The organism is Ruegeria spongiae, from assembly GCF_023502395.1.
GTDB classification, from domain to species: Bacteria; Pseudomonadota; Alphaproteobacteria; order Rhodobacterales; family Rhodobacteraceae; genus Ruegeria_C; species Ruegeria_C spongiae.
The window spans coordinates 18,787-40,488 of sequence record NZ_JAMFMB010000006.1 but is presented as its reverse complement, the minus strand read 5'-3'; the positions used below and the strand labels follow the sequence as shown (position 1 = coordinate 40,488).

Here is a 21,702-nt window from a genome sequence, read left to right as displayed (position 1 = left end):
CGGCAATACAACATGAACTACCCAACCCAACCAAAGGCCAGCCATTTCATCAATGGCGCCTATGTCGAAGACACCTCCGGCACCCCGATCAAGGTGATCTATCCCGCCACCGGCGCGGTGATCGCCACGGTGCATGCTGCAACGCCCGCGATTGTCGAGCAGGTGATCACCTCGGCGCGCGCGGCGCAGCGCGCCTGGGCGGCGCTGCCGGGGACCGAGCGGGGCCGTATCCTGCGCAGGGCGGCGGATATGATGCGCGCGCGCAATCATGACCTGAGCGTGCTGGAAACCCATGACACCGGCAAACCCTATCAGGAAACCTCGGTGGCGGATGCCGCCAGCGGGGCGGATGCGCTGGAGTATTTCGGCGGGCTGGCCGCAACGCTGACCGGCGAGCATATCCAACTGGGCGAAGACTGGGCCTATACGCGGCGCGAGGCGCTGGGGCTCTGTGTGGGGATCGGGGCGTGGAACTATCCCACCCAGATCGCCTGCTGGAAAGGCGCGCCCGCATTGGCCTGCGGCAACGCGATGATCTTCAAACCGTCGGAAACCACGCCGCTTTGTGCGTTGAAAGTGGCCGAGATCCTGCATGAGGCGGGTCTGCCCGCCGGGCTCTACAACGTGGTACAGGGTATGGGCGAGGTTGGCGGGGCGCTGGTGTCTGACCCGCGCGTTGACAAGGTCTCGCTGACCGGCTCGGTGCCCACCGGGCGCAAGGTGTACGCGGCGGCGGCCGAGGGGATCAAACATGTCACGATGGAACTGGGCGGCAAATCGCCTTTGCTGATCTTCGACGATGCTGATCTGGAGAATGCGGTCAGCGGCGCGATCCTGGGCAATTTCTATTCATCGGGGCAGGTTTGTTCCAACGGGACGCGGGTCTTTGTGCACAAAGGCATCAAGGAGGCCTTCCTGACCCGCCTGAGTGAACGGTTGGAGCAAGCGGTGATTGGCGATCCGATGGACCCGGCCACCAGCTTTGGGCCGATGGTCAGCGAGCGCCAGATGGAGATCGTGCAATCCTATATCACCAAAGGCATTGAGGAAGGCGCGCGGCTGGTCACCGGTGGCGCGCGGTTGGATCGCGGGGGCTTCTTCCTGCAGCCAACGGTCTTTGCGGATGTCACCGATGATATGACCATCGCCCGCGAAGAGATCTTTGGGCCGGTGATGGCGGTACTTGATTTCGACAGCGAGGACGAGGTGATGGCGCGAGCCAATGCGACCGAATTCGGCCTGGCAGCGGGGGTCTTTACGAGCGATCTGACCCGCGCGCATCGCGTGGCGGCGGGGTTCGAGGCGGGGACCTGTTTCATCAACTCCTACAATGATGCGCCGGTGGAGGTGCCCTTTGGCGGCGCGAAGCTGTCGGGCGTGGGGCGCGAGAACGCGAAACAGGCGATCGAGCACTATAGCCAGCTGAAATCCGTCTATGTGCGCATGGGCGATCTGGAGGCCCCGTTCTGAGCGGGGCGTTTCCAAATTGAGCGCTTCCGCGCGCTCTTGTTTTGACAATGACAGATGTGACGTGCCCGGTCAGGCCGGGTGGAGGTGGAAATGGAAGCGGATTTTGTGATCGTCGGCGCGGGCAGCGCCGGTTGTGCGATGGCCTATCGGTTGAGTGAGGCCGGAGCCTCGGTGCTGGTGATCGAACATGGGGGCAGCGATATCGGCCCGTTCATCCAGATGCCTGCTGCATTGAGCTACCCGATGAACATGTCGCGCTATGACTGGGGGTACAACTCCGAGCCTGAGCCGCATCTGAACAACCGCCGTCTTGTGGTGCCGCGCGGCAAGGTGATCGGCGGGTCTTCGTCGATCAACGGCATGGTCTATGTGCGTGGCCATGCGATGGATTTCGACACCTGGGCCGAGATGGGAGCCGATGGCTGGGCCTATGCGGATGTGCTGCCCTATTACAAGCGGATGGAGCATTGGCATGATGGCGGTCATGGCGGCGACCGTGAATGGCGCGGCGAGGATGGCCCGTTGCATGTCAGCCGGGGGCCGCGGCGCAATCCGCTTTATCATGCGTTTGTCGATGCCGGGCGGCAGGCCGGGTATGAGACCACCGGCGACTATAATGGCGAGAAGCAGGAGGGCTTTGGCCCGATGGAGCAGACCGTCTGGCGCGGACGGCGCTGGTCGGCGGCAAATGCCTATCTGCGGCCCGCGTTGAAGCGGCCCAATTGCGATCTGGTCAACGGGCTGGCACAGCGCATCGTGATCGAGGAGGGCCGCGCTGTCGGTGTCGAGATCAAGCGTGGCTCCAGCACACAGGTGATCCGGGCGCGGCGCGAGGTGGTGCTGGCGGCCTCGTCGATCAACTCGCCCAAGCTGCTGATGCTGTCGGGCATCGGCGCGGCTTCGCATCTGGCCGAGCACGGCGTCGATGTGATCGCCGACCGACCCGGCGTTGGTGCCAACCTGCAGGACCATCTGGAGGTCTATTTCCAGATTGCCTCGCTGCAGCCGATCACGCTCTATCGGCACTGGAACCTTATCAGCAAGGCGGTGATCGGCGCGCAGTGGTTGTTCACCAAGACGGGGTTGGGGGCCTCGAACCAGTTCGAAAGCGCGGCCTTCATCCGCTCGCGTGCAGGTGTGCCTTACCCGGATATCCAGTATCACTTCCTGCCCATGGCGGTGCGTTATGACGGGCAGGCGGCGGCCGAGGGCCATGGTTTTCAGGCCCATGTCGGCCCGATGCGCTCGCCCTCGCGCGGGATGGTGACCCTGCGCTCGTCCGATCCGGCTGAGGCGCCGATGATCCGGTTCAACTACATGTCGACCGAACGCGACTGGAAGGATTTCCGCGCCTGTCTGCGGCTGACCCGCGAGATCATCGGGCAAGAGGCGTTCAAGCCTTTTGCCGGAAAGGAGATCCAGCCGGGTGCCGACCTGCAAAGTGACGAAGAGCTGAACGGGTTCATCGCCGAACATGCCGAAAGCGCCTATCACCCCTGCGGCACTTGCCGGATGGGCCGGGCCGACGATCCGAACGCGGTGGTCGATCCGCAGGCGCGGGTGATCGGGGTGGAGGGGCTGCGGGTTGCCGACAGCTCGATCTTTCCGCAGATCACCAATGGCAATCTGAATGCGCCGTCGATCATGGTGGGCGAGAAAGTTTCGGACCATCTGTTGGGACGTGACCCGTTGCAACGCTCCAACGCGCAGCCATGGGTGCACCCGGATTGGGAGGTCGCGCAGCGGTGACCCGCTAAGATGTTGAAATCCGGCTTGGCCATGCACAGCTTGATCCGTATCAAGGCCGCGCCTGCGGGCGCGGCGTTACGGTGACCCGCAGATCAATTTCAGGAGCACACATATGTCCCACACCCCGCATGAACTGGCCGAAGAATTCCCCGACAAAGCGGACCTGATGAGCCAGCTCAAGCAGAGCGACGCGCATTTCGCGCGGCTCTCGGATGCCTATCATGAGGTCAACCGCGCGGTGCATCGCGCCGAAACAAATGTCGAACCCATGGAGGAGTTGGCAGAAGTCGATCTCCGCAAGAAACGGGCCGCGCTCAAGGATGAAATCTGGGGGATTCTGGCTAAAGCCTGACACTCGACGGCTTGGCGGCAGCACGGCTGCCGCCGACAGATCAGTCCACCAGATAGGGCAGGGTGCCGCGGGTGTCTGGGTCTATCGTCAGCCTGCGTTCCAGGGGCGGAACCGAGCGTTGATGGCAGGTGGCACGTTCGCAGATGCGGCAGGAGATGCCGATCGGCTCATAAGCGCTGGCATTGGTCACGTCGAGATTGTCGGCATAGACCAACGCATCGGCGTGGCGGATTTCGCACCCCAACGCGATGGCATAGCGGCGCACCGGCGCACCGAAGGACCCGCCCGGTTTCGACACATCCCGCGCCAGTGAGATATAGCGCACCCCGTCGGGCGTTTCGGCCAGTTGGCGTAGAAAATGGCCCGGCGTTTCAAAAGCGCGATGCACGTTCCACAGCGGGCAGGCGCCACCGAATCGGGCAAATTGCAGCCGCGTGGCCGAATGGCGCTTGGTGATGGTGCCCGCCTGATCGACCCGCACGAAGAAGAACGGGATGCCCTTTGCCCCCGGACGCTGAAGGGTGGACAGCCGGTGCGCCACCTGTTCGATCGAAGCGCCGAAACGGTGCCCAAGCAATTCCAGATCGTGGCGCGTCGCGCGCGCGGCCTCCTGAAAGCGGCCATAGGGCATCAGTGCGGCACCGGCGAAATAGTTGGCCAGCCCGATCTTTGCGATCGAGCGCGCCGCCTCGGTCTGGAAGCGGGCGAAATCAAGCGTCGCCTCCAGCAGCTTGTCATGGGTCAGCAGCGCCACCTGCAGCAGCAATTGGAACAGGCGGGTCTCGGGCGCGACGCGCGAGGACATGTCGAGCAAACGCGCCTCGGGGTCGTAGCTGCGTATGGTGTCGGTATCGACGTTCCGGACGGTGATGCCCTGCGCGCCCAGCGTCGCCTCGGCGGCGGCGGTAATGCTGCCATTGTCGCGACTGCCCAGATCGGCGAACCGTTCGGCGCTGCGGTCGACCGCGTCGATATAGTTGTCGCAGTAGTGAAAGAAATCGCGCACCTCTTCCCAGGGGCTGGCCTGCAGCCGGGCATCCTCGCGACCCAGTGCCTCGTCCAGCGAGGCCAGCCGTTCATGGGTCTGGCGATAGTGGCGATGCAGCTCGATAAAGGCGCGGGCCAGCGCGGGCGCGTTCGAGGCGGTCAGCCGCAGATCGGCGGGTGGTGGCATGGTGTCGGCAAACAGCGGATCAGCCAGCGCCTCGCGCATGTCCGAGACCAACCGCTCGCTGTCGCCACTGCTCAACTCGGTCACATCCAGCCCGAACTCCTGCGCCAGCGCCAGCACAACCGTGGTCGAAACCGGACGGTTGTTGTTCTCCATCTGGTTGAGATAGGGCAGCGAAATGCCAAGCTTGGTGGCGAAGTCCTTTTGCGTCAGGGCCAGCCGGTTGCGGATTTCCCGCAGCTTGGCGCCGGCATAGAGCTTTTGGGTGGGCATGGGCGGCCTTTGCAGAGTTAGCTGGGTGTCAGGTTAGATTTGCAAACCCGCCGGTGCAAGCTGTCCCTGTGCCGTTCATCCCAATCCCAGCTGCCGTTCGCGCCGGATCACCACCATGATCGACCCGATCGCCAGAATTGCGGTGCCCAGCATCAGCGCCAGCAACGGTGCCTCGGTGCTGCCGGGGCCCAGCAGCATGCCCGCCAGCGCGCTCAGCGCCGCGCCGCCACCCAGCATGATCGCGCCTGACAGGCCCGAGGCGGTTCCGGCCAGATGCGGTCGCACCGACAAGGCGCCCGCGGTGGCATTGGGGATCGCCATGCCATTGCCGAGGCCGACAAAGGTCATGAAGCCAAAGAATGTCAGGGCAGATGCCAGCCCCGAGAGCGTCAGCAGCAACGACAGCCCGACGCCCGCCGCATTCAGCAGACAGCCCCAGAATACCATCCGGTTCACCCCGAAGCGCATCGAATAGCGCCCCGACAGGAAATTCCCCAGGAAATACCCCAGCGCCGGAGCGCCGAAATAGATGCCCATGACCGAGGGCGACATGCCGTAGATCTCGGTCCCGACAAAAGGCGCGCCGCCCAGATAGGCAAAGAAAGCCCCCGAACTCATCCCCGAGGCCAGTGAATACCCCCAGAACCGGGGCGAGGTCAGCAGTTCGGGGTATTCGCGGAACTGCGCGATCAGCGTCTTGCCGCTTTTCAGGGCGGTTTCGCCAAAATCCACGTAGGTGAGCGCAAGGGTGATGGCACCAAGCCCGAAGAGCAGCCAGAAATTGGCATGCCAGCCGAATATCTCGTCCAGGAGCCCGCCAATCGCCGGGCCGATCATCGGCACCACCGCCATGCCCATGGTGACATAGCCGATCATCGAGGCCGCCTGATCCTGATCATACATGTCCCGCACCGCTGCCCGGCTCAGCACCATGGCCACCACGACGACCGCCTGACACATGCGCGCGACCAGAAAGGCCTCGGCGCTGGGCGCATAGATGCAGGCCAGCGTGGCCAGCAGGAACAGCGCCAGCCCCCACAGGATCACCGGCCGCCGCCCGGCCTTGTCGGCGATTGGCCCGATCACGATCTGCAACAACGCGTTGACCGCCAGATAGAGCGCGACGGACAATTGCATCAGCCGGTACTCGGTTTCGAAATGCAGCGTCATGTTGGGCAGGCTGGGCAGAAAGATGTTCATCGCCAAGGCCGACAGGCCCGCCAGCAGGATCAGTGTCCCGATTCTGGGCGGGCTGCGCCGCGTCGAAGTCTCATCCTGAAGCTGGGTCATTTCATCGGATGTATGCCCCGACACGCGGCCTGTCCACACGGGAAGACCCTAAAGAGGTTAATTAGCAATTTTGCATTTCGCACCAACGCGACTTCAAAAAATTTGCAAATTTGCCGAATAGCTCTTTGGTCGCGCGCAATTCCCTTATATGTAACGCCCGATTTTGAAAGGGACACCGGCCATGAAAGATATTCTCTCCGAGCTTGAAAACCGCCGGAACGCGGCGCGTCTGGGCGGCGGGCAAAAGCGCATCGACGCGCAGCACGGGCGCGGCAAGCTGACCGCGCGCGAGCGGGTCGAATTGCTTCTGGATGAGGGCAGTTTCGAAGAGTTCGACATGTTCGTCAGCCACCGCTGCACCGATTTCGGGATGGAAAAGCAAAAGCCCGCGGGCGACGGTGTTGTGGTTGGGTGGGGCACGATCAATGGCCGTCAGGTCTATGTGTTCAGCCAGGACTTCACCGTGCTGGGCGGCTCGGTCTCGGCCACCCATGCGATGAAGATCTGCAAGATCATGGATATGGCCGTGGCCAACGGCGCGCCGGTGATCGGGATCAATGATTCCGGTGGCGCGCGCATCCAGGAGGGCGTCGATTCGCTCGCCGGTTACGGCGAGGTGTTCCAGCGCAACATCGAGGCTTCGGGTGTCGTGCCGCAGATCAGCGTCATCATGGGCCCCTGTGCCGGTGGTGCGGTTTACTCGCCCGCGATGACCGACTTTATCTTCATGGTCAAAGACAGCTCTTACATGTTCGTGACCGGCCCCGATGTGGTCAAGACCGTCACCAATGAGGTGGTCTCGGCCGAGGAACTGGGTGGGGCGTCGACCCATACCAAGAAATCCTCGGTCGCGGATGCTGCGTTCGAGAACGATGTCGAGGCGTTGGCCGAAGTGCGCCGCCTGGTGGATTTCCTGCCGCTCAACAACCGCGAGAAACCGCCCGTGCGCCCGTTCTTCGACGAACCGGGCCGGATCGAGACCTCGCTGGACACCTTGGTGCCGGAAAACCCCAATACGCCCTATGACATGAAAGAACTGATCACCAAGGTCGCGGACGAAGGTGATTTCTATGAGCTTCAGGAAGATTTCGCCAAGAACATCATCATCGGGTTCATCCGACTGGAAGGGCAGACCGTCGGTGTTGTCGCCAACCAGCCGATGGTGCTGGCCGGATGTCTGGACATCGACAGCTCGCGCAAGGCGGCACGGTTCGTGCGGTTCTGTGATTGTTTCGAGATTCCGATCCTGACTTTTGTTGATGTGCCGGGCTTCCTGCCGGGCACCACGCAGGAATATGGCGGGGTGATCAAACACGGCGCGAAACTGCTCTTCGCCTATGGCGAAGCGACGGTGCCGAAAGTGACCGTGATCACCCGTAAAGCCTATGGCGGGGCCTATGTTGTGATGTCCTCCAAGCACCTGCGTGGCGATTTCAATTATGCCTGGCCGTCCTCCGAAGTGGCCGTGATGGGTGCCAAGGGCGCCACCGAGATCATCCATCGCGCCGATCTGAACGATCCCGAAAAGATCGCCCAGCATGCAGCCGACTACGAAGACCGTTTTGCCAATCCCTTCGTGGCGGCAGAGCGTGGCTTCATCGACGAGGTGATCATGCCGCAATCGACCCGCAAGCGGGTGGCGCGGGCCTTTGCCTCGCTGCGTGGCAAGAAAAGCCGGACGCACTGGAAGAAACACGACAATATTCCGCTTTAAGCTGATCGGGCCGGACCTCTGCGTTGCGACGCGGTGGCCCGCAGGTCGGTTCAACCGCTGGGACACACCCAAAGATGATCCGCTTCGCCAGACATCACATTATACAGGCCGCTCGGGCGGGGCTGGCCCTATGCCTGCTGACAGGCCCGGCGCTGGCGGATGCGCGGATACCGGTGCCCTCGGGCCAGCCGGTAGAGTTGCTGGACGTGCTGCTCGACACCAATCCCGGCGCGCTCTGGCTGCGGTTCCGCTTCATGGCCCCGACCATTGGCGAAACCGCCGAGCAGGTGGGGTATGATGCGGCCATCGACGACATGGAATTCCTGTGCAACAAGCTGGTGGTTCCTTATGTCGGCAAGCATGAACTGGACCCTGCGCGCATCGTGATTTCGCTGTCGGACCGTTCGGTGGAATTCGGCCGGTCCGACCCAAAAGCAACCCAGTATTTCGAGACCTATCGGCTGGAAGGCGCGCGCTGCATATGGGAGGAATACTGATGCACCCACAAAATGTTGTGTTTTTTGGCCTCGGTGGCGGGCAAGGTAAGGTCCTGACCCATTTTGTTGCGCATGCGCGGTTTTGCACATGGGCATTTTCGGAAGGCTCGCCTATGGTCGCCGCGATCCGCGATAGGGCGGATTACCAACAAGAGACAACGTGGGCAGGGGGGCAACCCGCTGCAGAGGCTGCGTTTTCACACAGGAGAAGCAGATGTCGAAGTGCATCAAATTTGTCACCATGGTCGCCTTCGTCGGCACCGTCGCCGCATGTGCCAGCCAGCAGGAAGAAGAGATCGTTGTGGTTGAGCCGGTCTCGACCGAGCCGGTCTTCACAGGCAAGTACAAGTAATACCGGTCCGGGGCTGGCCACCGCGCTGGCCCCGGCCCACCCATGGCATCCCATCCGGGGGGCATTGCCATGCTGAAACATCGCGGTTTTCCCGGCCGTCTTCCCGGCACCGATTTCCAGTTCGTCATTCGCAGGCCGAATCCCAAGGGCGTGACGCCTCTGGTGGTGCGCGACCGCTATCGCGACCGCAGACCGGCGGATAAACGCGCCGATGCAGGCTTCATTGCCGCGCTCTGGGAACAATTTGGCGATGCGCCCTTCGAGCGTGGCAATCTGGATGCCGGACGGCTGAGCTGGCTGTTCGGACGCGAAGTGATTCCCGCAGAAGACCCTTTTGATCCCGCAAGTTACGAGGCGCTGCTTGTCGTTGACGTCAACGTCGCCCGGGCTTCATTTCCTGACGTTTTCGGGGGCTGATCGGCATGAACCCGCAGGTGAAGAGCGCAAATCGGCAGAAAGTGGCTCAAAGTGAGCCTTGCGGCTTGCAGCGCTTGGTTTACGGCGAACTGTCGGGCAACGTCTCAACTGTGGGTGGCTACGCATTGCCTGCGTCACCTGCAAACCATCTATTCCGTACCCCTTCTCTGTGCGGGCAGATTGATGTTCCCCCCTTCAATCTGCCCGCCTTTTTTTCGCCCGGCGCAGCGCGCGCGGCTCGGCGGGGAATTGCGCAGGCATCTCCATCAACCCGAATTGACTTGCCCGTGACCGCGATGCGGCTGCATGACAGCGGGCATAAATCCTACGAACAAGAAGGAAGAGCAGGATGTATTCGAACAAGATTGTGTTGGCACTGGCGGCCTGTGCAGGTCTGTCGGCCTGCGGCGACAACACCACCGAGCAGGTGCTTTATGGCGGTGCCGCCGGTGCTGCGGGGGCCGCGGTGCTCGACACCAACGTGGTCGCGGGCGCCGCTGTCGGTGCCGGGGCCAACGTCCTCTATTGCAAGGAAAACCCCCACAAGTGCTGATCGCGCTTTTGGCCTGACCTCACTGAACACGCGGCCCCTCGGCGGGCCGGCTGAACTCGTGCAATGCGCCGCTCCGGTCCGACAGGACGGGGGCGGCGTTTTGCGTCTGCGACATTACAAGACAAAGGACTGCCCATGTTCAACAAGATCCTGATCGCCAACCGGGGCGAGATCGCCTGCCGGGTCATCAAGACCGCCCGCAAGATGGGCATCGCGACCGTTGCCATCTATTCCGATGCCGACAAGCAGGCGCTGCATGTGAAAATGGCCGACGAGGCGGTGCATATCGGCCCGCCACCCGCCAACCAGTCCTATATCGTGATCGACAAGGTCATGGAGGCAATCCGTGCCACTGGCGCGCAGGCGGTGCATCCGGGCTATGGCTTCCTGTCGGAAAACGCCAAATTCGCCGAGGCGCTCGAGGCCGAAGGCGTCGCCTTTGTCGGCCCGCCGGTGGGCGCCATCGAAAGCATGGGCGACAAGATCACCTCGAAAAAGATCGCACAAGAGGCCAACGTCTCGACCGTGCCCGGCTATATGGGGCTGATCGAGAATGCCGAAGAGGCCGTGAAAATCTCCAACGAGGTCGGCTATCCGGTGATGATCAAGGCCAGCGCGGGTGGCGGTGGCAAGGGCATGCGGATCGCGTGGAACGATGACGAGGCGCGCGAGGGCTTCCAGTCGTCCAAGAACGAGGCGGCAAGTTCGTTCGGGGATGATCGGATCTTCATCGAGAAATTCGTCACCCAGCCGCGCCATATCGAAATTCAGGTGCTCTGCGACACCCATGGCAATGGCATCTATCTGGGCGAGCGCGAATGCTCGATTCAGCGCCGGAACCAGAAAGTGGTCGAAGAAGCACCCAGCCCGTTTCTGGACGAGGCGACCCGCAAGGCGATGGGCGAACAGGCTGTCGCTCTGGCCCAAGCGGTGGGCTATGCCAGCGCCGGGACCGTGGAATTCATCGTCGATGGTGACAAGAATTTCTACTTCCTGGAAATGAACACCCGCCTGCAGGTGGAACACCCGGTGACCGAGCTGATCACCGGCGTCGACCTGGTGGAACAGATGATCCGCGTCGCCAATGGCGAGGCGCTGTCCATCACCCAGGACGATGTCACCCTGACCGGCTGGGCCATCGAGAACCGGCTATACGCCGAAGACCCCTATCGCGGATTCCTGCCCTCGATCGGGCGGCTGTCCCGGTATCGCCCGCCGCAGGAGGTCGCCTCGGGGCCGCTGCTGGTCAATGACAAATGGCAGGGTGAGGCGCCTGAGGGCGAGGCGGCCGTGCGCAACGATACCGGCGTCTATGAGGGCGGCGAGATCAGCATGTATTACGACCCGATGATCGCCAAGCTCTGCACCTGGGCCCCGACCCGCGAGGCGGCGATCGAGGCGATGCGCGTGGCGCTGGACAGTTTCGAGGTCGAGGGTATCGGGCATAACCTGCCGTTCCTGAGCGCGGTGATGGACCACCCGAAATTCGTCTCGGGCGACATGACCACAGCCTTCATCGCCGAGGAATACCCCGAGGGATTCGAAGGCGTCACGCTGCCCGAAGGTGATCTGCGCCGGATCGCGGCATCCTGCGCCGCCATGCACCGGGTTGCCGAGATTCGCCGGACCCGCGTGTCGGGCCGTATGGACAATCACGAGCGCAAGATCGGTACCGATTGGGCGGTGAGCCTGCAGGGCCAGCGGTATGATGTGGTCATCGCCGCTGACCGCGACGGATCGACAGTGACATTCTCGGATGGTGGCCAATATCGCGTCGCCTCGGACTGGACGCCGGGCGACCAACTGGCGGTGCTGGATGTGGATGGCGAACCGCTGGTGCTGAAGGTTGGCAAGGTCTCGGGCGGGTTCCGTATCCGAAACCGGGGCGCGGATATGAAAGTGCATGTGCGCACCCCGCGTCAGGCGGAACTGGCGCAGCTGATGCCCGAGAAACTGCCGCCCGATACCTCGAAAATGCTGCTCTGCCCGATGCCCGGTCTGATCGTGAAGGTCGATGTCGAGCTGGGTCAGGAAGTGCAGGAGGGGCAGGCGCTCTGCACCGTTGAGGCGATGAAGATGGAAAACACCCTGCGCGCCGAAAAGAAGGGCGTGGTCGCCAAGATCAACGCCGGTGCGGGCGACAGCCTTGCCGTCGATGACGTGATCATCGAGTTCGAGTGACCGAGGTGCAAAGGGCAACGTGAGCGTGCAACGTGCAAGATCAGACCACCAGCGGGGTCAGTTCAACCCCCGCTGCTCGCGCAGCTCGCGCTGGCGCAGCGGCATCTTGTCGATGGACCGGCTGATTTCGCGCACGCTCCACGGAAAGGGTTTGCGCAGGCGCACGCCGCCATCCTTGCCGATGATGACCAGTTGGAACCCACGTGGGCGCAGTTTTTTGCGCAGCGCGGACGGGTTGGCGGGGTCGGTATCGGTCAGCACCACCACATCGCGATCCGTCAGCATGGCGGCCTCGCGGGTCAGCATGTCGACCTGTTGCTGGTACCGAGGGTCGGCTTGCGTGTCGGCAAAGACAACAATGGGGCGGTTTGCCCAAAGAAACTCGCTCAGATCGCTGTCCTCCGCTGCGCGGACCAGCCCGGTCTCTTCCGGCTCGGTGCCGTCCGTCGCGGTGGCCGCGAAGGGAATTAGTGTTGCAAAAACAAGCGCCAGCGTGCGTTTCATACTCTCTCCCTTTGGATTGAATATAGAGGCGCGGACGCGGAATGCGACCGCCGATTTGCACCCCTCCCCCAAAATCTTGCCCCTCGCGGGACCCACGGCCCCTCCCGCGATGCGCGCAACAGTTCAAGATACATCCGGCAAAGCCTGCTTTGCCATTCTCCGACAAGACGAGAGGACCCCGAGATGACGACGACCGCAGAATGGCGGGCGCTGGCCGAAAAGGAACTGCGCGGCCGCCCGCTGAATGACCTGAACCGCGAGACGCTCGAGGGGATCGAGGTCAAACCGCTCTATACCGCCGAAGACACCGCAGAACTTGACCATATGGGCAACTTGCCCGGATTCGGGCCATTCACCCGAGGCGTGAAGGCCACCATGTATGCGGGCCGTCCGTGGACGATCCGGCAATATGCCGGGTTCTCGACCGCCGAGGAATCCAACGCATTCTACCGCCGCAACCTGGCCGCTGGTCAGCAGGGCGTTTCGGTGGCTTTCGATCTGGCCACGCATCGGGGCTATGACAGCGACCACCCGCGTGTGGTTGGCGATGTCGGCAAGGCCGGTGTGGCTATCGACAGTGTCGAGGACATGAAGATCCTGTTCGACGGCATCCCGTTGGACAAGGTTTCGGTTTCGATGACGATGAACGGGGCGGTTGTTCCGATTCTGGCCAGTTTCATCGTTGCGGGCGAAGAGCAGGGGCACGACAAGTCGCTGCTGGCGGGCACCATTCAGAATGACATTCTGAAAGAATTCATGGTGCGCAACACCTATATCTACCCGCCCGAACCCTCGATGCGGATCATCTCGGACATTATCGAATATACCTCCAACGAGATGCCGAAATTCAATTCGATCTCGATCTCGGGCTATCACATGCAGGAGGCGGGCGCGAACCTGGTGCAGGAACTGGCCTATACGCTGGCCGACGGGCGCGAATACGTGCGCGCCGCGACCGAGGCCGGGATGGATGTGGACAAATTCGCCGGACGGCTGTCGTTCTTCTTTGCCATCGGCATGAACTTCTTCATGGAGATCGCCAAACTGCGCGCCGCGCGTACGCTCTGGCATCGGGTGATGACCGAGTTTGGTGCGAAGTCCGAGCGGTCCAAAATGCTGCGGACCCATTGCCAGACCTCCGGCGTGTCGCTGCAGGAACAGGACCCCTATAACAACGTGATCCGCACCGCCTATGAGGCGATGAGCGCGGTGCTGGGCGGCACACAAAGCCTGCACACCAACGCGTTGGACGAGGCCATTGCCCTGCCCACAGATTTCTCGGCCCGGATCGCGCGCAACACGCAGTTGGTTCTGCAAGAGGAAACCGGCGTGACCGATGTGGTCGATCCGCTGGCGGGCTCTTATTACGTCGAAAGCCTCACCAACGAACTGGTCGAAAAGGCCTGGGCGCTGATGGAGGAGGTCGAGGAGATGGGCGGCATGACCAAAGCCGTCGCCTCGGGCATGCCCAAGCTGCGGATCGAGGAATCAGCGGCGCGTCGTCAGGCGATGATCGACCGCGGCGAAGAGGTGATCGTCGGGGTCAACAAATACCGCAAGGAACAGGAAGACCCGATCGACATTCTCGATGTGGACAACATGGCCGTGCGCGACGCCCAGATCGCGCGGCTGGAACGCATCCGCACCACCCGCGACGATGCGGCCTGTGTGGCGGCGCTTGACGAATTGACCCGCGTGTCGCGGGACGGTGGAAATCTGCTTGCAGCGGCGGTTGAAGCCGCGCGGGCGCGTGCATCCGTGGGAGAGATCAGCATGGCGATGGAAAAGGAATTCGGCCGTCACCGCGCCGAGGTAAAAACGCTCGCCGGCGTCTATGGCGCGGCCTATGAGGGCGACGAGGGCTTTGCCGCGATCCAGAAATCCATCGAGGATTTCGCCGAGGCCGAAGGCCGCCGTCCCCGCATGCTGGTGGTCAAGATGGGCCAGGACGGTCACGACCGGGGTGCCAAGGTGATCGCCACCGCCTTTGCCGATATCGGGTTCGACGTGGATGTCGGGCCGCTGTTCCAGACGCCCGACGAGGCAGCACAGGACGCGGTGGACAACGACGTCCATGTGGTCGGCATTTCGTCCCAGGCCGCCGGTCACAAGACACTGGCGCCGCAACTGGTCGAGGCGCTGAAGACGGCTGGTGCCGACGATATCATCGTGATTTGCGGCGGGGTGATCCCGCAGCAGGATTACCAGTTCCTCTACGATCACGGGGTCAAGGCGATCTTTGGTCCCGGCACCAACATTCCCGAGGCGGCGCAGGATATCCTGAAGCTGATCGCCGACGCGCGGAACTGAGAGAGGGCAGGGGGCTGACTGCCTCCCTCGCGCCTGCTGCGCGATCCCTCCGGCGATATTTGCAATCAGATGAAGGGGCGGATCAGCGCCCCTTTTTGCATTGCGCGCGCGTCTGGGAAATGTAGCCTGATGCGTAGGAGGATGGCGTATGCGCTTGGACCATCTGGCAGTTTTGGGCACTACCCTCGAAGAGGCCGCGGAGCACGTTGAGGCGTCGCTGGGCGTCGCGCTTGGCCCCGGCGGGCAGCATGCCAAATATGGCACCCATAACCGGCTCATGGGGCTGGAGGGCGGGCTGTATCTTGAGGCGATCGCCATTGAGCCGGGGGTGGCGCCGCAGGAGCATCCGCGCTGGATGGATCTGGACCGGTTCAGCGGGCCCGCGCGGCTGGCGAACTGGATCATCCGCTCCGACGACCTGGAGGATGAGTTGGCGCTGCTGCCAATGCCCTCGCAACGGATAGTCCAGTTGGAACGCGGTGACCTGCGCTGGAAGATGACGGTGCCCAAGGATGGCATCCTGCCTTTTGGCGGTATGTTCCCGTCTGTTCTGCAGTGGATGGGGCGGATGCCGGGGGGCAGTTTCGCCCCGACCGGGTGTACGCTGCGACGGCTGACGATCCGCCACCCGCAAGCGGATGACTTGCGTGCGGATCTGGGACGCGTGCTGCCGGATGATCGGATTGCGGTCGAGACCGGTCCGGTTGGCATGGTTGCGGATTTTGACACGCCCTCGGGGCGGCGGGTTCTGGAATGATCATTCGGCAGGCGGTGGAAAAGGATGCACCAGCGGTCGCTGCGCTGATCAATGAGATGGTGCGCGGATCACTGATCACTTTCACGGTCGACGAGCGTGACTGCGCCCAAATGACAGAACAGATCCGTCAAAGCGGGCCCCGCTTTCTGGTGGCCGAAAAGGCGGGCGCGGTGCTGGGATATGCCAGTTACAAACCGTTTCGGGACGGGCCAGGCTATCGGCACAGTATGGAACACTCGATCCTGCTTGCGCCTGCCGCGCATGGGTGTGGCACCGGGCGGGCGCTGATGACCCGACTCGAGGCCATCGCCGTTGGCGAGGGCGTTCATGTGCTGATCGCCGGCATCAGCAGCGCCAATCCGGACGCAGTGGGGTTTCACAAGGCGCTCGGGTTTGACGCGGTGGGGCGCATGCCGCAGGTGGGGCGCAAATGGGATCAATGGCTCGATCTTGTGCTGATGCAGAAAATTCTTGCGACTGATGCGAAAACCCTTACCTGACAGTGTCAGAAATCCACGGTAGGCTGTTGCCATGTCACTTTGGACCAGAATTTCCGAGGCGCTGAGCGCACTTGCCAAAGGCGAAAGCCTGTCGGACGTGTTCGAGCGCTTGCGCACGCCGCCCGAGCGGTCGGTTGCCTTTGCCATTGCGGTGGTAGCGCTTGGTGCCAAGATGGCCAAGGCCGACGGGCAGGTGACCCGCGACGAGGTCACCGCCTTTCGCGAGGTGTTCCAGATCGCGCCCGAAGACGAAGCGGGTGCGGCGCGGGTATTCGACCTCGCCCGCAACGACGTGGCCGGGTATCAGGATTACGCGCGCAAGATCAAACGCATGTTCGAAGAGGATTCGACGACGCTGTGTGACCTGATGGAGGGGCTATTCCATATCGCAATGGCGGATGGGTTCTATCATCCCAACGAAAACGAATTTCTCAAAGAGGTCAGCGGCATATTCGGCCAGACCGAACAGCAGTTCCGCGCCTTGCGGGCACGCTTTGTTCCGGATGCGCCCAAGGACCCCTATACGGTTCTGGGCGTGGCCCCGGACATGCCACGCGACGAGATCCGCAAGGTCTGGCGGCAATTGGTGCGCGACACGCACCCCGATGCCATGATGGCGCGCGGGGTGCCGGAAGAGGCGGTGAAACTGGCCGAGAAACGGATGATCGACATCAACCACGCCTGGGACGAGATCAACCGGGCCGCTGCCTGAGCGATGCGGCTGGCGACCTATAACATCGAATGGTTCGCCACTCTCTTTGACGATGAAGACAATCTGCTTCTGGATGATGAACGCTCTGGCCGCTATGGCGTGACCCGCGCACAGCAGGGTGAGGCGATCGCCAAGGTTTTGACCGCCATGGATGCCGATGCGGTGATGGTGGTCGAGGCCCCCGATACAGGGCGCAGGCAAAGCACGGTTGCGGCGCTGGAGGGATTTGCCGCCGCCTTCGACCTGCGCACCACAAAGGCGTTGATCGGCTTTGCCAATGACACCCAGCAGGAAATAGCGCTGCTTTTTGACCCGACGCAACTCCGCGCCCGGCATGATCCATTGGGGGCGGAGACCGGCAAGAAAGGCAGCGGTGACGCGCCGCGCTTTGACGGGACCTTTCGCATCGATCTGGATATCGACGCGACCGAAGATCTGGTGCGGTTCTCCAAACCGCCGCTGGAATTGGCGATTGAGACCGCTCAGGGCACGCAATTGCGCATGATCGGCGCGCATCTGAAATTCAAGGCCCCGCATGGGGCGGAAACCCGCGACGAGGTGATCCGCACCTCGATCGCCAACCGGCGCAAACAACTGGCGCAGGCGATCTGGCTGGCCGCAAGGGTGAAGGCGCATGTGGCGGCCGGGCAGGAGGTGATCCTTCTGGGTGATCTCAATGACGGGCCGGGTCTGGATGAGTTTGAGCACTTGTTCGGGCGGTCTTCGGTCGAAATTCTGCTGGGTGCAGGGCTTTATGATCCGCATGCGGACAAGGCGCGCCAGCTCAGGCCCGGTGCCGTGCCGACGACGGCGCGGTTCCATCTGGCTGGTCAGGGGCGCTATCTGCGGGCGCTGCTGGATTACATCATGGTCACGCCCGGTTTGCGGATGCGACGGCCCGCGTGGCGCATCTGGCATCCGTTTGACGATGTCGATTGCTGGTCGGTGCCGGACCTGCGCGATGCGCTGCTGAGCGCATCCGATCATTTCCCGGTCACATTGGATATCGAGATATGATCTTTGAATGTCGGCCTTGGCGCGCCTATACTGGCGGCATGCGTATGTTGCTTGCCATTGCACTGACTGCCGGTCTTGCGGCACCGGTCTCCGCTCAGGAAGACGAGGGACGATCGCTGATGGATCTGGGGGCGGAACTGTTTCTGGACGGGTTGCGGCAGGAGATGGAGCCCACTCTGCAGAGCCTTCTGGGGCTTGCCGACGACCTTGGCCCTTCGATGCTGAGCTTCTTCGAAGAGATGGGGCCCGCCTTTGCCGATATGGCGCAGGAGGTGAAGGATTGGAGCGTCTATGAGGCGCCCGAGATCCTGCCCAACGGCGATATCATCATTCGACGCAAGCCCGAGTTGAACCCCGATCCGGAACCTGAGACGCCCGAACAGGACGCAGAACCCAACCTCGAAGGCACCGAAATCTGAAACGCGGAATCAGTCGCGGATCAGCATCCTGGTTTCAGCCTCAAGCGCAGAGCTGAGCGAATTCAGCCGCGCTTCGGCCACTTCGCTGAACAGCGGGCGGGCCGAGGCAGGCATCCGCAGCTCCAGCACGCGCTTTTTGGGGAACCAGTTCAGCTTGCCGATCTTGGAGTCCTCGCGCATCCACATCATCGCGCCAAAGCGCATCGCCTTGCCCAGAATCTCGGCCTGTTTCTGGCCCTTTTCGTCCAGCAGCTCATAAAGCGGCTCGAACCGGTTGCCTTCGCGCTTGTTGCGATAGCGGTGCTGCAGGGCAAGGCCCAGAAAGACCCGTTCGGAATGTTTCAGGCCTCCCAGATTGGCGCGGGTGACGTAATCGAAACAGACCTCGGCCCGGTAATCGGGATGGGCGCGCCAACTGACGTCATGCAACAGGCAGGCCGCTTTGACCAGGCGTTTGACATGGGCGGGTTGCGATTTGAACAGCGGCATGACGAAGTCGAAAAGCTGCCTGCCGAATTCCGGCAGGCGGGCATCCTTGGCTTCGGCAAAGCGGCAGGCTTCGATCAGCGGATCGCGGTCGCGCAGCTTCTGCGACATCTGTTCATAGAGCAATCCTTCGCGGATGCCATAGCTGGACACGGCGATGTCCTTGGGCTTGAAGGTGCGGATCAGGCGGGTCAATACATCCATCGCATAAGGCACCAGCGCCATGCGCGAGCCGGAAACGCCCGCCGCGCTGCGCAATTCGTCCGGGTCGCCCGCTTCGATGAATTTCACCGTCTTGCGGATGTCAGAGGCGGTCATCCGGTATTCATGCAGCACCGCCAGCGGATAGCCCCGGCGCAGCATGTCCAGTCGCGCAATCGCGCGCCAACTGCCACCGACAAGAAACAGCCGGTCACGTTGCGGCCCCAACTGGTCGCGCAGGTCCTCCATCACTGTCTTGATCTGGGTCTTGCGCCCGCGCCTGCCGCCGGAGATATCGCGCAGCTTCAGCGGACCCAGCGGCGAGGTCAGGCGCTTGCCGACCTGACCATCGGAGATTTCGGCCAGTTCCATGGACGAGCCGCCAATATCGCAGATCAGCCCATAGGCGCCAGGCCAGCCCAGCAGCACGCCCTGCGCCGACAGCCGCGCCTCTTCGTTGCCATCGATCACCTGAATGGTCAGCCCGGTCTTTTTCTTGACCTCGGCGCAGAACTCGGGCCCGTCCTTGGCCTCGCGCACGGCGGCGGTGGCGACGACGCGCAAAGGGGGCAGGTCCAGCCCGTCGGCCAGATGCTGAAACCGATGCAGCGCGGCCAGCGCCCGCTCGCGACCCTTGGGGTTGAGTTTGCCGGTCTCGGACAGCCCGGCCCCCAGCGCACACATGAGCTTTTCGTTGTAGAAATAGGCCGGAGACCGCGCGGCCCCGTCAAAGACGACCAGCCGGACCGAGTTCGAGCCCACGTCGACCACGCCGACACGCGATAGCGCCCGCGCGTCGGGGTCGTTGAACAGTGGTTGTCCGAACGACCCCCAATCCGGTGCGGAATGTGTGTGCTGGTCCATATCGTGCCTATCGCTGTTGAGAGGATGTGGGGCCATGTCTCATCGGTCAACTCCCGGCGGTGGCCAGATCGACCTCTTCCGCCATCAGCCGGGCCGCCAACGCGCGGGTGATCTCGCGCTTTTCGGCCAACGCAATCTGGTCAAGCCGGTCGACCATGCGCGCGGCGGCGTCAAAGCGGCGGTCCATGTGGCGCACCAGATAGCGGATCAGATCGGGGCGCGGATTGAGTTGCCGGTCGTAGAACAGCTTGGCGATCACCGCGCCCAGCAACTCGTCATCGGGGGGCTCAAGCGCCACGTGCTGGGCGCCCTGTGCCCGGCTTTGCAGATCCGGCAGCGATAGCGCCCAGAAGGACGGCGCGGCACGACCCGTCATCAGCAACGGGTGGCCATTGGCCAGCGTCAGATTGTGCAGGTGAAACATCGCATCCTGTGCGGCGTCGTCCATTGCGATCTGCGGTACGTCTTCGACCGCGAGGGGGCTGCTGGACAGGTCCAGCAAGTCTTCCGAGGTCAGCGCCATGGCCGGGACGATACGTGCGCCGGTCTCGGCTGCCCAGACATGGACGAGGTGGGTTTTGCCTGAACCCTCCGGGCCGGTGAGAACAAGCTTGCCGCCGGGCCATGTCGAAGCCGAGAGCAGCGCCACAGCCATGGCGTTGGAGGGCGACACAAAGAAATCCTCGCGTCCGCGCGCGGTTTTTGATGGCAACTCGAAGCTGAGTTGTTCGGCCATGTTTACGGCGCGTCCTGTTCGCTCTGTCCGCTGTACAATCTGCTGTCGAGGTATTTGGCGGTGGCAAACCGGGCCAGTACGCCCAGGGCTGCCGCCATCGGGACGGCAACCAGCATGCCGACGAACCCGAAGAGCACGCCAAAGACCGACAAGGCCAGGATCAGCCAGACCGGGTGCAGGCCCACCGACCCACCGACCAGCTTTGGGGTGAGGAAATTGCCCTCGACCATCTGCCCGACGGAGAAGATCGCAGCCACCAGCCCGACCGAGACCCAGTCGCCCCAGAACTGGAACAGCGCCAGCCCGATGGCCAGAGACCCGCCGATCAGCGCACCCAGGTAGGGAATGAAGGTGACCAGCCCGGCAATCGCGCCGACCAGCAGGCCGAATTGCAGCCCGACGATCATCAGCGCGATGGAATAATAGCTGCCCAGGATCAGGCAGACCGTCCCCATGCCACGCACGAACGCCGACAGCACAGCGTTGATTTCGCCCGCCAGGTGCCGAATGACAGGCGCGTGCTCGCGCGGCAGCAACTCGTCCAGACGCGCCATCATCCGGTCCCAGTCGAGCAGCAGATAGACCGCCACCACCGGTGAGACGACCACCACAACCACGACATTGATCGCCGAGGCTGCCGATTCGACGATCGTCTGCACAAAGGCACCCGCCTTGGATTTCAGCGTATCGCCGATAGCGACAAGCAACTGGTGCATGTTGGAGTTGCGATCCAGCAAGGACGGGAATTTCTCGTGAACGAAGCTGCGCAGATCCTGATAGAGCTGCGGCAGGATGTTGATCAGGTCGACCAGCTGGGTGATCAGCGCGGGCACCACCATCACCAGAAGCACGGCAAACAGCAGGATCGATACCACGGTGATCAGGGCGGTCGCGCCAATGCGCGACAGGCCCAGCCGCTCCAGACGGTCCGCGACCGGATCAAGGAAATAGGCGATGGCCGCTCCAATGACAAAGGGCAACAGCACGTCGCCCAGGGCCCACATGATCAGGATGAACACCACCGCGGCGATGCCCCAATACCGAAATTGAGTTGAAACTGGCAATGACATGGGACCTCTTTCCGCTTGCCACACTCATCGCCCATGGAACGTTCGCGATCAAGAGTATGTTGCTTGTTTCGTTACGGTATCGGGTCGCAGGGGCATGGCAGCACCGC

The 21,702-nt window shown here is 62.6% G+C and carries 21 protein-coding genes; 15 read left to right on the top strand and 6 right to left on the bottom strand.

Features of this window, described 5'->3' with window-relative positions; genetic code table 11:
• The first annotated feature begins 12 nt into the window (after positions 1 to 12).
• From betB to M3P21_RS06490, 3 genes are all read left to right on the top strand, one after another.
• The gene (gene betB, locus M3P21_RS06500; RefSeq protein WP_249707837.1) at positions 13 to 1,470 is read left to right on the top strand and encodes a betaine-aldehyde dehydrogenase; all 1,458 of its coding nucleotides are present in this window, start codon (positions 13 to 15) and stop codon (positions 1,468 to 1,470) included.
• A 90-nt stretch (positions 1,471 to 1,560) separates the two neighbouring features.
• A complete protein-coding gene (betA, locus tag M3P21_RS06495) occupies positions 1,561 to 3,219 on the top strand; it encodes a choline dehydrogenase (RefSeq protein ID WP_249707835.1) in 1,659 nt (552 codons plus the stop codon).
• A gap of 112 nt (positions 3,220 to 3,331) precedes the next feature.
• The gene (locus M3P21_RS06490; protein ID WP_249707833.1) at positions 3,332 to 3,571 is read left to right on the top strand and encodes an HP1242/YdcH family protein; all 240 of its coding nucleotides are present in this window, start codon (positions 3,332 to 3,334) and stop codon (positions 3,569 to 3,571) included.
• Positions 3,572 to 3,611: 40 nt separating this feature from the next.
• Here the strand turns inward: M3P21_RS06490 and M3P21_RS06485 are convergent, their stop codons facing one another.
• Positions 3,612 to 5,015, bottom strand: a complete 1,404-nt coding sequence (locus M3P21_RS06485) for a helix-turn-helix domain-containing protein (protein WP_249707830.1) — start codon at positions 5,013 to 5,015, stop codon at positions 3,612 to 3,614.
• A 75-nt stretch (positions 5,016 to 5,090) separates the two neighbouring features.
• A complete protein-coding gene (locus tag M3P21_RS06480; protein ID WP_249708043.1) occupies positions 5,091 to 6,305 on the bottom strand; it encodes a multidrug effflux MFS transporter in 1,215 nt (404 codons plus the stop codon).
• A gap of 181 nt (positions 6,306 to 6,486) precedes the next feature.
• Between M3P21_RS06480 and M3P21_RS06475 the strand changes: the two genes are divergently transcribed.
• From M3P21_RS06475 to M3P21_RS06450, 6 genes are all read left to right on the top strand, one after another.
• The gene (locus tag M3P21_RS06475; RefSeq protein WP_249707828.1) at positions 6,487 to 8,019 is read left to right on the top strand and encodes an acyl-CoA carboxylase subunit beta; all 1,533 of its coding nucleotides are present in this window, start codon (positions 6,487 to 6,489) and stop codon (positions 8,017 to 8,019) included.
• 74 nt (positions 8,020 to 8,093) lie between these two features.
• Positions 8,094 to 8,516, top strand: a complete 423-nt coding sequence (locus tag M3P21_RS06470; RefSeq protein ID WP_249707825.1) for a DUF6497 family protein — start codon at positions 8,094 to 8,096, stop codon at positions 8,514 to 8,516.
• 214 nt (positions 8,517 to 8,730) lie between these two features.
• On the top strand, positions 8,731 to 8,868 hold the full coding sequence (locus tag M3P21_RS06465; protein WP_249707824.1) for a hypothetical protein: 138 nt from the start codon (positions 8,731 to 8,733) through the stop codon (positions 8,866 to 8,868).
• 69 nt (positions 8,869 to 8,937) lie between these two features.
• Positions 8,938 to 9,285, top strand: a complete 348-nt coding sequence (locus M3P21_RS06460) for a hypothetical protein (protein ID WP_249707821.1) — start codon at positions 8,938 to 8,940, stop codon at positions 9,283 to 9,285.
• Positions 9,286 to 9,634: 349 nt separating this feature from the next.
• Positions 9,635 to 9,838, top strand: coding sequence for a hypothetical protein (locus M3P21_RS06455; protein WP_249707819.1), 204 nt, complete (start codon positions 9,635 to 9,637; stop codon positions 9,836 to 9,838).
• Between the two features lie 135 nt (positions 9,839 to 9,973).
• Positions 9,974 to 12,019: an acetyl-CoA carboxylase biotin carboxylase subunit gene (locus M3P21_RS06450; protein WP_249707817.1), complete on the top strand. Its 2,046-nt coding sequence runs from the start codon at positions 9,974 to 9,976 to the stop codon at positions 12,017 to 12,019.
• A 57-nt stretch (positions 12,020 to 12,076) separates the two neighbouring features.
• Here M3P21_RS06450 and M3P21_RS06445 read toward each other — a convergent pair whose 3' ends face one another.
• On the bottom strand, positions 12,077 to 12,523 hold the full coding sequence (locus M3P21_RS06445) for a DUF4174 domain-containing protein (protein ID WP_249707815.1): 447 nt from the start codon (positions 12,521 to 12,523) through the stop codon (positions 12,077 to 12,079).
• A gap of 183 nt (positions 12,524 to 12,706) precedes the next feature.
• On the opposite strand from M3P21_RS06445, the gene scpA reads away from it, so the two are divergent.
• The 6 genes from scpA to M3P21_RS06415 all read left to right on the top strand — a co-directional run bounded on the left by scpA (position 12,707) and on the right by M3P21_RS06415 (position 18,238).
• Entirely contained in the window at positions 12,707 to 14,833 is a 2,127-nt protein-coding gene (gene scpA / locus M3P21_RS06440) for a methylmalonyl-CoA mutase (RefSeq protein ID WP_249707814.1), read from the top strand.
• Positions 14,834 to 14,981: 148 nt separating this feature from the next.
• Positions 14,982 to 15,590, top strand: a complete 609-nt coding sequence (locus M3P21_RS06435) for a VOC family protein (protein WP_249707813.1) — start codon at positions 14,982 to 14,984, stop codon at positions 15,588 to 15,590.
• On the top strand, positions 15,587 to 16,090 hold the full coding sequence (locus M3P21_RS06430) for a GNAT family N-acetyltransferase (RefSeq protein ID WP_249707809.1): 504 nt from the start codon (positions 15,587 to 15,589) through the stop codon (positions 16,088 to 16,090). Before M3P21_RS06435 ends, M3P21_RS06430 begins: the two co-directional genes overlap by 4 nt.
• A 31-nt stretch (positions 16,091 to 16,121) precedes the next feature.
• Positions 16,122 to 16,802, top strand: coding sequence for a molecular chaperone DjiA (locus M3P21_RS06425; protein ID WP_249707807.1), 681 nt, complete (start codon positions 16,122 to 16,124; stop codon positions 16,800 to 16,802).
• Positions 16,803 to 16,805: 3 nt separating this feature from the next.
• Positions 16,806 to 17,819, top strand: a complete 1,014-nt coding sequence (locus M3P21_RS06420) for an endonuclease/exonuclease/phosphatase family protein (protein WP_249707806.1) — start codon at positions 16,806 to 16,808, stop codon at positions 17,817 to 17,819.
• Positions 17,816 to 18,238: a hypothetical protein gene (locus M3P21_RS06415; protein ID WP_373319960.1), complete on the top strand. Its 423-nt coding sequence runs from the start codon at positions 17,816 to 17,818 to the stop codon at positions 18,236 to 18,238. The genes M3P21_RS06420 and M3P21_RS06415 overlap by 4 nt, the downstream gene beginning before the upstream one ends.
• Positions 18,239 to 18,247: 9 nt before the next feature.
• On the opposite strand, the gene M3P21_RS06410 is transcribed toward M3P21_RS06415, so the two are convergent.
• The 3 genes from M3P21_RS06410 to M3P21_RS06400 are packed head-to-tail and all read right to left on the bottom strand — an operon-like array spanning position 18,248 to position 21,595.
• Positions 18,248 to 19,789 carry a Ppx/GppA phosphatase family protein gene (locus M3P21_RS06410; RefSeq protein WP_249707804.1) on the bottom strand — a complete coding sequence of 514 codons (1,542 nt, stop codon included), beginning with the start codon at positions 19,787 to 19,789 and terminating at the stop codon, positions 18,248 to 18,250.
• A 46-nt stretch (positions 19,790 to 19,835) separates the two neighbouring features.
• The gene (locus tag M3P21_RS06405) at positions 19,836 to 20,525 is read right to left on the bottom strand and encodes an HdaA/DnaA family protein (RefSeq protein WP_249707802.1); all 690 of its coding nucleotides are present in this window, start codon (positions 20,523 to 20,525) and stop codon (positions 19,836 to 19,838) included.
• Between the two features lie 2 nt (positions 20,526 to 20,527).
• Positions 20,528 to 21,595 carry an AI-2E family transporter gene (locus M3P21_RS06400; protein WP_249707800.1) on the bottom strand — a complete coding sequence of 356 codons (1,068 nt, stop codon included), beginning with the start codon at positions 21,593 to 21,595 and terminating at the stop codon, positions 20,528 to 20,530.
• Positions 21,596 to 21,702 lie beyond the last annotated feature (107 nt).